At 33.6% G+C, this 15841-nt stretch carries 11 protein-coding genes; 5 read left to right on the top strand and 6 right to left on the bottom strand.

The features are described 5' to 3' along the window. Window positions 1–314 precede the first annotated feature (314 nt). Window positions 315–1913, top strand: coding sequence for a methyl-accepting chemotaxis protein (locus tag JEP40_RS18555; RefSeq protein ID WP_198624750.1), 1599 nt, complete (start codon window positions 315–317; stop codon window positions 1911–1913). A gap of 88 nt (window positions 1914–2001) precedes the next feature. Here the strand turns inward: JEP40_RS18555 and JEP40_RS18550 are convergent, their stop codons facing one another. Then, window positions 2002–3000, bottom strand: a complete 999-nt coding sequence (locus tag JEP40_RS18550) for a 2-hydroxyacid dehydrogenase (protein WP_198624749.1) — start codon at window positions 2998–3000, stop codon at window positions 2002–2004. Between the two features lie 149 nt (window positions 3001–3149). Here JEP40_RS18550 and JEP40_RS18545 point away from each other — a divergent pair, with 149 nt between their 5' ends. The 3 genes from JEP40_RS18545 to JEP40_RS18535 are packed head-to-tail and all read left to right on the top strand — an operon-like array spanning window position 3150 to window position 6332. Next, a complete protein-coding gene (locus JEP40_RS18545; RefSeq protein ID WP_198624748.1) occupies window positions 3150–5786 on the top strand; it encodes a YdbH family protein in 2637 nt (878 codons plus the stop codon). Continuing rightward, window positions 5783–5989, top strand: a complete 207-nt coding sequence (locus JEP40_RS18540) for a YnbE family lipoprotein (protein WP_109408118.1) — start codon at window positions 5783–5785, stop codon at window positions 5987–5989. The genes JEP40_RS18545 and JEP40_RS18540 overlap by 4 nt, the downstream gene beginning before the upstream one ends. A gap of 10 nt (window positions 5990–5999) precedes the next feature. Further along, window positions 6000–6332, top strand: coding sequence for a YdbL family protein (locus JEP40_RS18535; protein WP_198624747.1), 333 nt, complete (start codon window positions 6000–6002; stop codon window positions 6330–6332). An 89-nt stretch (window positions 6333–6421) separates the two neighbouring features. On the opposite strand, the gene JEP40_RS18530 is transcribed toward JEP40_RS18535, so the two are convergent. From JEP40_RS18530 to JEP40_RS18510, 5 genes are all read right to left on the bottom strand, one after another. Beyond that, a complete protein-coding gene (locus tag JEP40_RS18530; RefSeq protein ID WP_198624746.1) occupies window positions 6422–6976 on the bottom strand; it encodes a fimbrial protein in 555 nt (184 codons plus the stop codon). A gap of 22 nt (window positions 6977–6998) precedes the next feature. Further along, window positions 6999–9368: a fimbria/pilus outer membrane usher protein gene (locus JEP40_RS18525; protein ID WP_198624745.1), complete on the bottom strand. Its 2370-nt coding sequence runs from the start codon at window positions 9366–9368 to the stop codon at window positions 6999–7001. Next, complete coding sequence (locus JEP40_RS18520) at window positions 9358–10053, bottom strand: molecular chaperone (RefSeq protein WP_198624744.1); 696 nt, start codon at window positions 10051–10053, stop codon at window positions 9358–9360. Before JEP40_RS18520 ends, JEP40_RS18525 begins: the two co-directional genes overlap by 11 nt. A 72-nt stretch (window positions 10054–10125) precedes the next feature. Further along, window positions 10126–10674 (bottom strand): fimbrial protein, encoded by a 549-nt coding sequence (locus JEP40_RS18515; protein ID WP_198624743.1) that lies wholly within the window; start codon window positions 10672–10674, stop codon window positions 10126–10128. A gap of 356 nt (window positions 10675–11030) precedes the next feature. Next, window positions 11031–11654, bottom strand: a complete 624-nt coding sequence (locus tag JEP40_RS18510; RefSeq protein ID WP_198624742.1) for an FMN-dependent NADH-azoreductase — start codon at window positions 11652–11654, stop codon at window positions 11031–11033. A 234-nt stretch (window positions 11655–11888) separates the two neighbouring features. On the opposite strand from JEP40_RS18510, the gene hrpA reads away from it, so the two are divergent. Next, entirely contained in the window at window positions 11889–15785 is a 3897-nt protein-coding gene (gene hrpA, locus JEP40_RS18505; protein ID WP_198624741.1) for an ATP-dependent RNA helicase HrpA, read from the top strand. Window positions 15786–15841: the final 56 nt, after the last annotated feature.

Here is a 15841-nt window from a genome sequence, read left to right as displayed (position 1 = left end):
TTTAATAAATTATCTTTTTCTGAGTAAAATCAGCATCATTGCGGGATATTATAGAGTTAATTTACCACTGGCTGGATAAAACAATCGTTTATTTGATAAATGAAAAATGCTTTTCACTGCACTCTAAAGTTTTCTCTCATTATTACCGACATTATAAGCAAAGGCGGATCTTACGCGTCTTTATATTCTAATGAATAAATTTTAGCCTTATTTTATTACACCAGGGAATACACTCTTTGTCAGAGACAGAGTGCATTCTGATATCTTACAAATGTACAGATAAAAAACTCTGTATATTTTGATGGAATATGACCATGTTTAAAAATATCAGTATAGAAAAGACCGTTAAGGTCATGCTGGCCATTTTATTTGCGTTGATTATGAGCATTATTTATTTTAGTTATGATGCTTCCACTCGATCTTATAATAATTTCGTTTCATCAAATAGCCTAAGCCAGCAGATGTTGTTAATGGGCAAAGCTCGATATCAAATGGCTGTGATCAGGGCAAATATTAATGGTTTAGATGGACAATTAAGAGTGAATGAAAAACCATCTGCAAAATATTTTCATCAAACTGCCGAGTATATTGAAGTTACCCGCGAGGAGATCCACCGTTGGGCAGATGCTGAAAAGCTAACGATGGAAGGGCGTGAATTAGCAGATGATATGACAAAACGCTTTGATGAACTGCTTGATATTTTTACGGGTGCGTTAGAGCGATTGCGTCGAGGTGAGCTGACAACACACTCTGCCAGTGTAAAAATGGACGAGCTAAACGATATCACCATGCAATATTATGCTGTGGCTAATGGTATTGAAAATAGCTATATCGATATTGCAAAAGTATCTCAAGAACGCTTGATGATAGTGTCGGTTACAACGGGTATTATCGTTATTCTATTATTTGTCTTTATATTACGTTGGTTCTCTCATACCTTTATTGGCAATATCAAAATACTTAATGATATTTTTAGTAAGATGAGCCAAGGTGATTTAAGTATGCGAGTAGATAATCACGGAACTAATGAATTTGGTCAATTATTCAATGAAATGAATAAGATGAAAAATTCACTCAGCCACATGATCTCTTCCGTCAAAAATGCTGTTAACACCATTAGTGTGAGTGCAAGCGAAATTGCGACAGGAAACACGGATTTATCTTCTCGTACTGAAGAGCAAGCAAGTGCATTACAAGAAACGGTTGCAAGTATGGAGCAAATTAAAACAACGGTTGAAAAAAATGCGGATAACTCACGAGAAGCCAGTAAATTAGCACTAACAGCGACAAGCTCTGCTCAAAATGGGGAGAGTGTTATGGATAGCGTGGTAGAAACCATGTCTTCAATCTCTGAAAGTGCAAAGAAAATCGCAGATATCAATGACATCATTAATAGCATTGCAAACCAAACTAATATTTTATCATTGAATGCTGCCGTTGAAGCTGCTAGAGCGGGTGAGCAAGGTCGCGGATTTACCGTTGTTGCGTCTGAAGTGCGTAATTTAGCAAGTCGTAGTGCAGAAGCCGCAAAAGAGATTAATGAGCTAATCACCCATTCAGTTAATAAAGTACATGTAGGCTCTCAACAAGTGGCTCAAGCGGGTCGTTCAATGTCAGAGATCGTGACGACAATTAATCAAGTAAATGATTTTATGCAACAGATTGCCCTTGCTTCTAATGAGCAAAGTATGGGGATCAATCAAATTGCGTTAGCAGTAAGTGAGATGGATACTGTGACGCAACAAAATGCAGCATTAGTTGAAGAGTCAGCAGCAATTACAGCTAATATGGATGATGAAGCTCATCAATTGGCTAAATTGGTTTCACAATTTAAAGTCGACGAAGATAACGAAAAATTATCTCGCTTTGGTGTTACAAAATCGGCTGAGGTTCTCGATTCTCAAGAGAAATAAATACGACATTTCTCACTGATAAAAAAGCCCCCTTGGCTAAATAATGTCAAAGGGGGTTTTTTATTACATTTAATCTGAGTGCTGAGTATTACGCTTTAATTTGGTTAATACAGGTATTGCCTGAAGCAACTTCTTTAATATTATGTAGTGTTGTCTCACTAATACTGATCAAGGCTTCTTCTGTTAAGAACGCTTGATGCCCAGTAAATAACACATTATGACAAGAAGATAGACGACGGAAAATATCATCTTGAATAACGTCATTGGATTTATCTTCAAAGAAAAGATCACGTTCATTTTCATAAACGTCCATACCTAATGCACCAATTTTGCCTTGCTTTAAGGCATTAATCGCTGCCGCTGAATCAATTAATGCACCACGGCTGGTATTTATAATCATCACACCGTCCTTCATTTGTGCAAAAGCAGTTTCATTTAATAGATGATGGTTATCTGCGGTTAACGGGCAATGTAATGAAATTACATGAGAATTTGCGTAAATTGTGGCTAAATCGACATATTCAGCACCTAAATCAAGTACGGCTTGATTTGGGTAAGGATCATAGGCTAGTAATTTCATACCAAAGCCTTTTAATATGCGTAATGTTGCTAATCCAATTTTACCGGTGCCAATAATACCTGCAGTGCGATTATGCATATTAAAACCGGTTAGGCCTTCTAATGAGAAGTTTGCATCGCGAGTACGCTGGTAAGCTCTGTGTATGCGGCGATTTAAGGAGAGCATCATACCAACAGCATGTTCTGCAATAGCCTCTGGTGAATAGGCTGGCACACGGACAACAGTGATACCCAATTCAGTCGCTGCTTCTAAGTCAACGTTATTAAAACCCGCACAGCGTAAAGCAAGTATACGAATATTAAGGCTAGCAAGCTCTTGCAAAACCGCACGATTTGCATCGTCATTGACGAAAATGCAAACAGCATCTGCTCCAACGGCATTTTTTGCGGTTTGTTCTGTTAAACTAAAATCGAAATATTCAATATCATAATGATATCCATTATGTTGATTGACCCATTCCATGTGTTTACGATCATAATGTTTAGTACTATAGGAAACGATTTTCATCCAGTTTTCTCTACTCTCGATTAAAATTTTGTTCTGAGACTGGAAAAACAAGAATTATCCAGCCTCAATATGAAAGAAATTAATACTATCATTATAAACAATTTAGTGGGGTAAGTGGATGGTTCAGGTTTGTTTAAAAGGAATATGATGTGTTGTTAAGAAAAACAATCAAATGGACAGGGACGATACTAGTAGGTGTAGGCCTAATCGGCACTGCGTTGTGGGTGTCTATCCCTCATTGGTTGCCTGTTATCGCTAAATCTTACCTACCTGAAGGCGTCTCGCTTTCATTATCTCAGCCTCAATTACAGCGAACAGGCATTTCTATTGAGAATATCGCATTAACAACAGCCAGTTGTACTTTAGCAAATATTGACAACTTTGCTTTTTCTTATCAAAAAGAACAGATTGATAAACTGCAATTTAATAGCCAGCAACTCGCTATTGATGAACATTGTTTTTCAACGATGCCACCTAATAAACAGGAAGAAACAACAACAGTGCCTGTTGAAATAAATTCATTATTAACATCGATACCTTATTTAGCCGTCAATATAGAAAATGTATTCTTAAAAGAAAATACTCGCTATCAAGGTGCGCTACAGCTAAAAACACAACAAGGTGGACGGTTAGTGACGTACCAAGGGGAAAATGCTCAACTTGGTATTTTTATTAGAGACAATAAATGGCTAGATATAAAGCAGTTCAAAGTAAATTTGCCTGATGACAATAATATTGAACTTGCTGCTGAAATAGCACTTCCTTTGGATATAGCGTCATTACCTGAAAAAGGCACCATCGATGCCACGTTATTAACTTCTCACTATGCACATCCCTTAGTTTTTATTCTTGAATGGATAGGACAATCTGGCACTATTTCAGTTGCTGAACAAGGTGGTGGTCACGCATTGGCTTTATTACCTTGGACAGTCACAGCTGAAAATATTGTCATTGAACAAGGCCGTTGGGAATGGTTTGGACTAGATCAACCCTTGCGTGGCGGTGTTAATATTAATATTGCCCAATGGCAAAAAGGTCTGACAGATTTAAGATTAACTGCACGATTAAATGTAATGACAGAAGGTAATTCTGGAAAAGGAAATTTAGTTATCTCAATTCCTGAAACAGCAGTAAATTGGCTAGATGCACATATTCCTATTCAAATAACTGGCGTGGTTAATAAAGAATTAATGCAAGCCAGTGCGCAATTACCTGTTCATATAACGGGAACATTAGCTGATCCTACTGTTGAATTTCAATCTGGTTCATTACTTCGGTTTAAAGGCCCATTAACTGAAACGCTCACCATAAAAGATGCACGTTTACCATTAGCAGGAACAACATTTTCATCAAAAGGTTTCAATGGGCGTTTAAATGCGATTGTTGTCGCACAAGACAGTATTTGGGGTGACTATCGTATTCATTTTCAAGGTAAAGCCATTGATTTTTTACCTGATAATGGAACGTGGCAATGGCGTTATTGGGGGGAGGGAAATTTATTACCTTTAAAAGCACGTTGGGATATTGCGGGAACAGGCTATTGGGCTGATAAATTAGTTAGTTTTGAAAAACTTAATACAGGATTTGATGTTTTAAAATACCAACATACAACGATGACGGCACCTCGATTATCTTTAGAGAGCCCATTTCGTTGGGTAAGAGATGAGAAAAAACCAACATTTGGTGGAAAATTAAAACTAACCAGTCAACGTATAGATTTTCCGGCTGGTGGTTTTTTAGATAAAACCGATTTTATTGCCACGATCAGTGGTGAATCACCCTTTAATTTTAATATGAAAGGTGAGTTAAGCGCCAAACCCAATATAGGACCTATTGCAATTAATACGCGTTGGGATGGTGCAAGGCTGAGAGGGCAAATGCGTTGGCCTTCACAATCAATAAATGTTTTTCAATCTCTAGTGCCAGAAGATTTAGGGATTACTCTTGATAAAGGTGAACTCTATACCCAAGCAGATTTTTCTATTGCACCAGAACAAGGCTTAATTGCTGGTGGTCATCTTGTTGTTAAGCAGGGAGGAATGTGGCTTAAAGATGGAGCTTTAGAAGGGTTAGACTTTATTTTACCTTGGCGTTTAAACGGTGATGAATGGCAATTGGGTGTTAAACAGCCTGTTCAGTTACGAATAAAACGTGTTAATAATCTTTTTGAAATGACCGATATTACGGCAGATCTTCAAGGTTTTTATCCAGCAACTGAAAGTAAGCCATTAGTCTTATCTAACGTGAATGTAGCCATGCTCGATGGAACCATTTCATTGGCAAAACTTACTATTCCACAACGTGATGCGGCGATTATTTCTCTTGATAATATTCAATTAAGTCATTTATTTACTTTATTAAAAGTGACTCAGTTTGCTGCATCGGGTAAAGTTAGTGGTGAATTTCCATTCTTTATTAATAATAATCAATGGATTATTAAAGATGGATGGCTTGCTAATTCATCTTACTTGACGTTAAGACTTGATAAAGATTTTGTTGATTCGATTGATGATAATAATATGTCAGCAGGCATTGCTATGGCGTGGTTGCGGTATTTAGAGATCAGTCGTTCTTGGACTCGTGTCAATTTAAGCAATTTAGGTGAGTTAATATTAGAGGCCGAAATTCAAGGAACGAACCCTCTAGAAGATAAACGTCGACAAGTTAATCTCAATTATCGGCACGAAGAAAATGTCTTTCAATTATGGCGAAGTTTACGATTTGGCTCACAATTGGAAGAGTGGTTAGAAAAAAGCTTATCAGATTTAGGGAGTGAGTCAGAGTGAAACCATTATTTTTAAAAAAACTATTTTTATTAACGGCTTTAATGATGGGAATATCAGCGTTAACAGGATGTATTCGACTAGAAGTCGCTACGCCCGATAAGCCGATTAATATTAATATGAATGTTAAAATTGAACATGAGATTAATGTAAAAATAGACAGACAAGTCGAAGATCTCTTGAAAAATAACAGTGCCATTTTTTAAAGGATAAATGATGAATTATAAAAAATATCTCTTAAGCTTTGGTCTAATGATAGCTTTAACTAGTGTTAATGCCATAGCATTAACGCTTGATGAAGCGAGATCACAAGGGTTGGTAGGGGAGACCTTTAGTGGTTATATTGAGCTTGTAGAAACTAATAATAAGCAAGCTCAACAGCTTGTTAATGAAATAAATCAAGCAAGAAAAACAAAATATGCTGAAATTGCTAAAACTAATCAGATAACACCAGAATCTGTAGCTCGATTGGCTGGTGAAAAATTAGTGGCAAGAGCCAATGAAGGTGAGTTTGTTAAAGGCATTAATGGCAAATGGGTAAAAAAATAGTTAATTCCAAAATTGAGAGTTAAGATTATTAGAGAAATTTAAAAGCATGAACACTGTAAATGGAGTTCATGCTTTTTTTATAATTACGATTAATCATTATCATCAAATGTAACCACATTATCATTTATCATTATAGTGAAAATAATATTTGATTGTATATAACCAGAGTTTGGTGGCATATTATCTTTCTTTACATAATTGACTGAAAAATAGAATTCTGTAGTTCCATCATTTAATGTTTCAATAAATTCACTTTCTTCATTAAGGTTTATAGGTTTTTCCTCAATATTGTACAATAATTGAAATGCAACATTATCACTTGCACTATCGCCAGTGATCCTATTTTTTAAATATCCAGTATTATTATCAATGCTTGAATTTTCAATTTTTAAACGAACATCACCATAGCTTTTAGAACAATCTTTTATAACAATAATGATAATATGATTGTCAATATCTGCTAATGTTCCCGCTATATGTGACGAAAAATCATTTTCATTAACAGAAAGCCTATCGCTGATATTTTCATAGATGTAGTCAATATTACAACTTAAAGGAATATCATGATCACCACGTCTTGCCACTGAGGGTAATGAAAAAAATATAAATAGTAGTGTAATAATTAAATAGATAATATTTTTCATGTTTTCTCTTGATAGATTAAATTTAAAGACAGTTAATTTCTTTTTTTATTAATATGGTGTTTTTTTCATTATCATCAATATCATAATTAAATTGGCATTGTTTATCTTCCCCCCATTTCACACGAACAAAGCCTTCTTCTGTGATGCCAGAAAGAAAAATTAAATTATTTTCTGAAACTAACCCATGAGAGATAATATTACCGTTTTTATCAAATGTTGTGACTGTTGATGCAAAAGGAAGAGGTGTTGTTGATTTAAAAATAACACGATAACCTATTTTAACTGGAAAGATTATTTTAGGTACTGCACCTAATGTAGGAATAACAGTTTTACTATAAGTTTCTGTTTCTGCTTTTTGGGGCAATGACGTTGCGCTTAATTTAATATTATTTATTTGATAAGGTGTTATGTTATTTAAAATTAGATTCCCAAAAATATCCGTTTCTGCTTTTGATGAAAAAGATGTTTTAATTCCAGAAATTCCTTGAGTATTAATTAATGCAAATGTTCTACTTAAACGAGGAGTAAGGGTAATACCATCAGAATGAAAAACGATCCCACCATTAATAGAGATATTATAATTATAATTATCCTCCATTTTATTTATATTAAATGTATAAAACTGGTAGTTATTTTGATAGCGGGTATTGGTGGAAAAACGGTTAGATTTTACTTTTGTATTATGTGTATGTCGATAGTTTATCGAATATCCTAAATTATGGTTAGGAATAGTCCCTCCAATATTAGTGGAATTTATGAGGTTTTTTTTCCCAGCTTGATAGTTTGTTTGATTATTAAACCAATGATAGTGATTACTATTACCTCCTAATGGCATATGAATATTAAGTGATAAAATATGATCTAAAATATATTTTTCTTTTTTTAAATTATATTTAAAGCTATAATTTATTTTATTTAGCGAAGATGAAAAAGACGAGCTTAACTCGAAATTTTTAGGTGAGTTACTATATGTTTTTTTATGATACTGAAAAGAAAAATAACCTAATTCATTAATATTTTGTGATAAAGAAAATAAATAACTTCTTTCCATTCTATCTTTTTGTGGATCATGATCTAAATAATGATAAAAAGATATCCTAGAAGTAAAATAAGTTTTTGTTTTTAAAATATTTTTTTGATGGTGTAATTGATATTTTAATTTGCTATTGTTATTTTCATAACTTATATCTGTTGCTAATCCCCCTAGTAGACCTAAATCAAGAGATAGCCCTGATAGATAGTTCATATGACTATCCCGTTTTTTTATTGCGTTATATGAGGTAATTTTTTGGCTAAGACCATATGAAAATTCACTTAAAAGGAGAATGGAATTTTCTTTATAGCTATCATTTGATAATGTACCTGTAATTAAATTATATTGATAATTTCCTTTATTTAATTGATTAGGCAACAATGTAAAATAATGTGTTGAGATTTTTACTCTTCCGTCTTCTTCTTTTATTTCTAACGTTAGTTTTTCACTCCCTAAAACGGGCAATGAGTCTATAATAAAAGGGCCTGGAGGAACATTGGTTTCATAAATAATTTTATCACCTTGTTTGATAACTACTTGGGCTTGGGTCTCTGCGGTCCCTTCAATAATTGGCTTATTAGCATAAAGAGTATTGTTTGAAATTAAATTATTGGATATTAATTGAAAGCCAATTATTTTATCTGTTGGTAGTATCCGTGTTGTAGGTGAAAATCTACCCCCATAAAAAAGAGAAGAAAAAGAATTAATATGTCGATATGTATATATTGATGAAAGTTTGGATTGATAAAGGTTTTGATCCCAATAGATACTATTTTGACTACGTATACGCCATCTCCCTAAATTAAGGCCTGAATGAAAAATAATTTTTTGTTCACTCCTTTTTTTTTCATTGTGTCTAATAGAATATGAATATTTGCTGAATAATGTTGTGATTCCATTATCCCAATCTTTTTCATTAGTAATAAGGTTTTCATTTTTTATTAATGCTTTTTGTGGGATAATTAAATTTAATTTTTGATTGGAAAAATTAAATTTGAAATCAATTGAAAGATTATTTAAAAGTATTAGATTTGTATTTTCTTTGTTTATTTTATAAAAGTCAGTATCAATACCAAGAGCAATAAAATCTTCAATAGAAAGACAGGGGGTTAATTTATCATCTATATTTTTAAAATAAAGTAGCTTTGCTATTTTTTTTCTATTATTTATATAGATTATAGAATGATAGAACCCTTCCGGTTTTTTATTTTCAAGAAGTAATTTTATAGTTTCATTATCAATATTAGAAAATAAATGAGTATAAATTGAGAGTGCGCTATCTTGAGCTATAGTGTATTTGTTATAAACAGAAGTTAAAATAAAAAATGCAATTTTTATTTTAATGTGCTTAATAATCATTAATAACTTCCTTGTCTACAGCCTCTATTTCAAAATTATGTTGATCAAATGTTTTCCATTTCACGATCCCGTTTCCTGAAATTTCTTTTTTTGTATTATATTTTTTAAAAGGTGGGATTGTTTTAATTTCACCAAATACTAAAATATCATTAAAATAAATTGAAGATAAAGTAATAAAATAAGGTGTAGGATTATTTATAATAAATTCATTATTTTTATTTTTTAAAAATTCAATTTTTTCATAAGCATTTGTTGCACCTTTCTCTATTGATTTAGGTCTGTAGATTAAATTATAAACGGAATTTATAGAAACATGTAACATGTTTCTATTGTGAGCGGTGTCTGATAAAATAGGTATTCTCTTAATGTTTATTCTATATAATGTTTCTCGATCTTTTTCTTTTATTTCATTTGTTTTAAATATTTTTAAAGAATAACTTTCATTTCTTTCTATTTTAAAAAGAGGAGGGGTTACCATAAAAGGAAGCTCAGTACTATTTTCTCTGTTATAATAAGTAATCCAACTTTGTATAAAATAATCATTGTCTGTTTTGTTATTTATTTCAATTATTTCTTGGTTTTTGCTTTCAATAAAAATGAATTTATCTTTATTTATTTCTATCGATGATTGGCTATATATAGGGAAGGTAATAAGTAATATAAAAATTTTAATTTTTTTAATCATATTCTTTAAATGATAATTTGAAGGAAAATGGTAATACAAAGCTGGAAACCCAGCTTTGTTAATTTATGGTTTTTAGTCTACAGCAATATCACTATATATAACATCAAAAGTCAAAGTGGATGATACTAGACCTGGCGTTGCATCTAATCCATTAGGTTTTATATAGTTAACGTCGAATAAAAATTGTGCGTTTTGATTATCTTTATTCACATTTGATTTAAATGCGTTAGGCTTTTCATTATCTAATTCAATTATGTTTTTATCAGCATCAAAAATAGCAATATCAACATTACTACCATTATCAGCTAAGTTTTCTAAAAGTCTCTTAGTTTGTTTTGGGATTTGTAATTGTATACTATTAATATTTTCATTACAGTTATTAAATTGAATAGAGAGTGGTTGAGCTTGAGTTTTAGCAATATTATCAGCGCCAAAGTTACTTGCTTGAACAGGCGGTAATTCAACGGCTTGTATTGCCTCTAGTTGACATCTAGGATTTGCTGTAACAGAACCATTAATTGTAATTGTTCCTACATTTTTTTCTGTATATTCAACAGCATTTGATTGAGCTGATAAAAGAGTTGTAGATAGAATGAATAATGAGAGTATGTTTTTTTTCATCGTAAGTTCCATTTATTGAATTAATAAAATTATTTAATTATTTCTATGTTACTTAAAGCGATTAAATCTTATTAATTTATTCTTTATAAATCCAATTAGTTTTTTATATAAATATTTATTTACGATATGAATGAAAGAATAAAAATCAAAATATGGTTATTAAAATAACCTATATTTTATTATTGTTTCAAGGGTTTTGTTAAAAAGAGAATTTTTCTCTATTAAGGTTTATTAATTATAAATTAGCTATGATTTTTTTATAAAAGAAAAATAATATGATAATTATTTTAAGGGGATGTTAAATTTAGATATAAAAAAAGCACCTGAAGTAGGTGCTTTAAGAAAAATATAACTTATTATTTTGCTGTAATACTTCTTGTATTAACGACAGCATCAATTTCTTTTTGTGCTTGCAGGTGAGATTGCTGTGCATATTCTTCACCAAAGGCAGTACCTTCGGCCATAATAAATTGTACGTCGTTAATACCAATAAATGCTAAAAATTGTTTTAGGAAAGGAGCGATAAGATCAGAAGGTTGATCTTTATGAATCCCACCACGGCTCGTTAATATAATCGCTTGTTTATCTTCAAGTAAACCTACAGAACCGGCTTCGGTATATTTAAATGTTTCACCTGCACGAGCGATATAATCAATGTAATGTTTTAACTGTGCCGGTATTGAGAAGTTGTACATTGGTGCAGTGATAATAATCATATCATGCGCTTTTAATTCGCTAATTAATTCATCCGATAATGCTCTGGCAACTTTTTGTTCATCAGATAACATTGCTGTTTCTTTACCAAAAGCGAATAGAGTAGCTTGGTCTAAGGTCGGTATTGTGTCTTTAGCAAGATCGCGCACAGTAATAACATCATCTTTATGGTTATTCTGCCAATTTTCAATCAAGTAATCGGCCATTTTATTGCTGTGTGAGTAGTGCTCTAAAATGCTAGACTTCAGTACAAGGATCTTTTTCATTATTTTCTCTTGATCTATCAAATATGCTAATTGTTTAAATTTGTTAGTTTACGGTATTTTACTCTATTTTTTAAAGATAACATCTCAATCCTTTGAATATGCTATTCAAATAAATTGATTATATAAAATCATAGGCTAAGAAATTTAATCAAGCCTTTATGTGCCAATAATCTGTTGTGATATCATAAAGGCATTAGTTTTGATTGAAAATAACCTCAAAAAGGATAATAAAAGGTGACATTATCATCTGCCATGCTCTATCAAGAAATAGAGCAATTATCGTTGCGGGAGCAGCAACGGTTAAGAAAACGTCTACGTGGCGTCGCTAAAATTAATAATGAAGAGTCTAAACAGGCGGTATTAAGTGCAATTAAGCAAGATATCACCACAGCACAACAGATGATAATTCGCCGTCGAGCTAATTGTCCTGAAATTACTTATCCAGAAAATCTCCCTGTTAGTCAAAAGAAAGATGCTATTTATAATGCAATAAAAGATAACCAAGTCGTTATTATTGCAGGGGAAACTGGCTCAGGTAAAACAACACAAATCCCTAAAATTTGCCTTGAATTAGGGCGAGGGATCAAAGGATATATTGGTCATACTCAACCGCGCCGTTTAGCTGCGCGTTCTGTGTCTGAACGTATTGCTCACGAATTAAAAAGTACGTTAGGAGAAGCGGTAGGTTATAAAGTTCGTTTTAGCGATCATGTTGGCGACAATACACTTGTTAAATTGATGACGGATGGGATTTTATTAGCAGAATTACAGCAAGATAAACTGTTATTGCAATATGACACGATCATTATCGACGAAGCCCATGAACGTAGTTTAAATATCGATTTTATTCTTGGCTATTTAAAACAGCTATTACCTAAGCGTCCAGATTTAAAAGTCATTATTACGTCAGCAACCATTGATCCTGAGCGTTTTTCTAAACACTTTAGTCAAGCTCCAATTATTGAAGTTTCAGGTAGAACTTATCCTGTTGAAGTGAGATATCGTCCAATTGGTGGTGATGAACTGGATAGTGATAAGGATATGACTGATGGGATAATCGATGCTATTGATGAATTAAGCCGAGAAAGTGCGGGTGATATTCTTATTTTTATGAGTGGTGAGCGAGAGATCAGAGATACCGCTGACGCGTTGAATAAATTACAACTTCGCCACACTGAAGTATTACCTTTATTTGCTCGTCTATCGAATAGTGAACAAAATCGAATTTTTCATCCTCATAATGGCAGACGTATTATTTTAGCAACCAACGTTGCCGAAACTTCATTAACTGTACCGGGTATTAAATACGTTATTGATACCGGTTTTGCGCGAGTCAGTCGTTATAGTTATCGTACTAAAGTACAACGACTTCCAATAGAGCCTATTTCTCAAGCTTCAGCCAACCAAAGAAAAGGGCGTTGTGGCCGTGTTTCTGATGGTATTTGTATTCGCCTTTATTCAGAAGATGATTTTATTTCTCGTGCTGAATTTACCGATCCTGAAATATTAAGAACTAATCTTGCATCCGTTATTTTACAAATGACCTCAATAGGATTAGGTGATATTAGTGCGTTCCCATTTGTGCAGCCACCCGATAAACGTAATATTCAAGACGGTGTTCGATTATTAGAAGAGTTAGGGGCGTTACAAGAGGGAACAGATAATAATGGTGCTTATCATTTAACCCCTATGGGGAAACAACTTGCACAACTTCCTATTGATCCTCGTTTAGCTAGAATGGTACTTGAAGCGCGTAAATATGGTGCTGTGAAAGAGTTGATGGTCATTACTTCCGCACTTTCAATTCAAGATCCTCGTGAAAGACCGATGGATAAACAACAAGCTTCTGATGAAAAACATCGGCGCTTCCAAGATAAAGATTCTGATTTCTTATCTTTTTTAAATATGTGGGATTATTTAAAAACTCAACAGAAAGAGTTGAGTCATTCCCAGTTTAGAAAACTGTGTCGCCAAGAGTTTTTAAACTTTATGCGAGTTAGAGAATGGCAAGATGTTTATACACAATTGCGACAAGTTGTTAAAGAATTAGGTTTTCCAGTCAATAGTGAACCTGCTGATTTTAGAAGTATTCACGTTGCGCTACTAAGCGGTTTATTGTCGCATATTGGGCAAAAAGACGCAGATAAACAAGAGTTCACTGGCGCAAGGAATGCTCGTTTTTCTATTTATCCAGGCTCAGGTCTATTCAAAAAACCACCTAAATGGACAATGGTGGCGGAGCTAGTCGAAACCTCTCGTTTATGGGGAAGAATTGCGGCTAGGGTCGAACCAGAATGGATTGAACCTATTGCTGAACATTTGGTGAAACATCAATATAGCGAACCTCATTGGTCAAAAGCGCAGGGCGCTGTAATGGCTAATGAAAAAGTGACATTGTATGGTTTGCCTATCGTTGCTTCTCGACCTATAAATTACAGCCAAATTGATCCGCTTTTATGCCGTGAACTTTTTATTCGACACGCTTTAGTGGAAGGGGATTGGCAAACTCGTCATGTATTTTTCCGTGACAATTTAAAGTTACGGACAGAAGTTGAAGAGTTAGAACATAAATCTCGTCGTCGTGACATTCTTGTTGATGATGAAACAATGTTTACCTTCTACGATCAACGAATACCTCAGGATGTCGTTTCATCTCGTCATTTTGACAAATGGTGGAAAGATGTCCAGAAAACATCACCTGATCTGCTTAACTTTGAAAAAAGTATGCTTATCAAAGATGATGCTAAACGAGTCAGTGCATTAGATTATCCGAACTATTGGCAACAAGATAATTTGAAATTACGTCTTACTTATCAATTTGAACCCGGTACTGCGGCTGATGGCGTCACCGTTCATATTCCATTACCTATTTTAAATCAGGTAAAAGATGAGGGTTTTGATTGGCAAATTCCGGGTATCCGTCATGAATTAATTGTGGCTTTAATTAAATCATTACCAAAACCTATACGTCGTAATTTTGTACCAGCCCCTAATTATGCTTCTGCATTTTTAGAGCGAGTACCTCAAGTTGAAGGTGATTTACTTGATAGACTTGAAAAAGAGTTACGTCGAATGACAGGAGTGACGGTTGATAGAGAAAGTTGGCAACTTGACCAAGTTGCCGATCACTTAAAAATGACATTCCGTGTTGTAGGCGATAAAAATAAAACTTTGGCAGAAAGTAAAGATCTCAATAAGTTAAAAGAGAACCTAAAGGAAAAAGTGCAAGAAACGTTATCGGCTGTGGCTGATGATGGTATCGAGCAGCAAAATCTGCATATTTGGAGTTTTGGTGATTTACCACAGCGATATGAACAAAAACGCGGTGGTTATTCAGTGAAGGCTTATCCTGCTTTAGTTGATGAAAAAAATAGTGTAGGTATTAAGCTTTTTGAAACTGAAACTGAACAACAAGCATCAATGTGGGAAGGTGTGCGACGGTTATTATTATTAAATATTCCTTCGCCAATTAAATACTTGCATGAAAAATTGCCAAATAAAGCAAAGCTTGGTCTTTATTTTAATCCTTATGGCAAAGTGCTCGATTTAATTGATGATTGTATCTCCTGCGGTATTGATAAACTCATGGCGTCTTATGGTGGTTTAATTTGGCAAGAAGACGAATATCAAAAGCTACAAGAGTATGTCAGAGCAGAACTAAATGATGCAGTGGTTGAAATAGCAAAACAAGTTGAAGCAATTCTAACGCAAGTATTTGCCATCAATAAACGTTTAAAAGGGCGGGTTGATATTAGTGTTGCTTTTGCATTGTCTGATATTAAAGCCCAGCTTGGGCAGTTAGTTTTTCCTGGTTTTGTTACTTCTCACGGTTGGAAACGTCTTGCTGATATTCCTCGTTATTTAAGTGCGATTGAAAAACGAATGGAAAAATTGGCTATCGATCCTAATCGTGATCGTGCACAAATGAGCCGAGTTGAAAATGTTATGCAGCAATGGCAACAGTGGTTAGGCAAACTGACTGAAAAACAAAAACAGCAAGCAGATGTACAGAATATTCGCTGGATGATAGAGGAGTTAAGAGTAAGCCTATTTGCACAACAGATAGGAACACCTTATCCAATCTCAGATAAACGTATATTGCAGGCAATTGAACAAATTAATTTTAACTAATTAAATAGTGACATATTTGAACCCACGGAAACTAATGCTTTTCGTGGGTTTTTTTA

It is taken from the genome of Proteus vulgaris, assembly GCF_016239305.1.
Taxonomy (GTDB): Bacteria; Pseudomonadota; Gammaproteobacteria; order Enterobacterales; family Enterobacteriaceae; genus Proteus; species Proteus vulgaris_C.
Note: the sequence above shows the minus strand (reverse complement) of the source record. Positions and strands in the feature narration are given on the sequence as shown.

What these genes read in the sequence shown, in the direction of transcription:
- JEP40_RS18555 (WP_198624750.1), top strand. Translation starts at nt 315, where the DNA reads ATGTTTAAAAATATCAGTATAGAAAAGACCGTTAAGGTCATGCTGGCC.
- JEP40_RS18550 (WP_198624749.1), bottom strand. Translation starts at nt 3,000, where the DNA reads ATGAAAATCGTTTCCTATAGTACTAAACATTATGATCGTAAACACATG.
- JEP40_RS18535 (WP_198624747.1), top strand. Translation starts at nt 6,000, where the DNA reads ATGAATTATAAAAAATATCTCTTAAGCTTTGGTCTAATGATAGCTTTA.
- JEP40_RS18530 (WP_198624746.1), bottom strand. Translation starts at nt 6,976, where the DNA reads ATGAAAAATATTATCTATTTAATTATTACACTACTATTTATATTTTTT.
- JEP40_RS18525 (WP_198624745.1), bottom strand. Translation starts at nt 9,368, where the DNA reads ATGATTATTAAGCACATTAAAATAAAAATTGCATTTTTTATTTTAACT.
- JEP40_RS18520 (WP_198624744.1), bottom strand. Translation starts at nt 10,053, where the DNA reads ATGATTAAAAAAATTAAAATTTTTATATTACTTATTACCTTCCCTATA.
- JEP40_RS18515 (WP_198624743.1), bottom strand. Translation starts at nt 10,674, where the DNA reads ATGAAAAAAAACATACTCTCATTATTCATTCTATCTACAACTCTTTTA.
- JEP40_RS18510 (WP_198624742.1), bottom strand. Translation starts at nt 11,654, where the DNA reads ATGAAAAAGATCCTTGTACTGAAGTCTAGCATTTTAGAGCACTACTCA.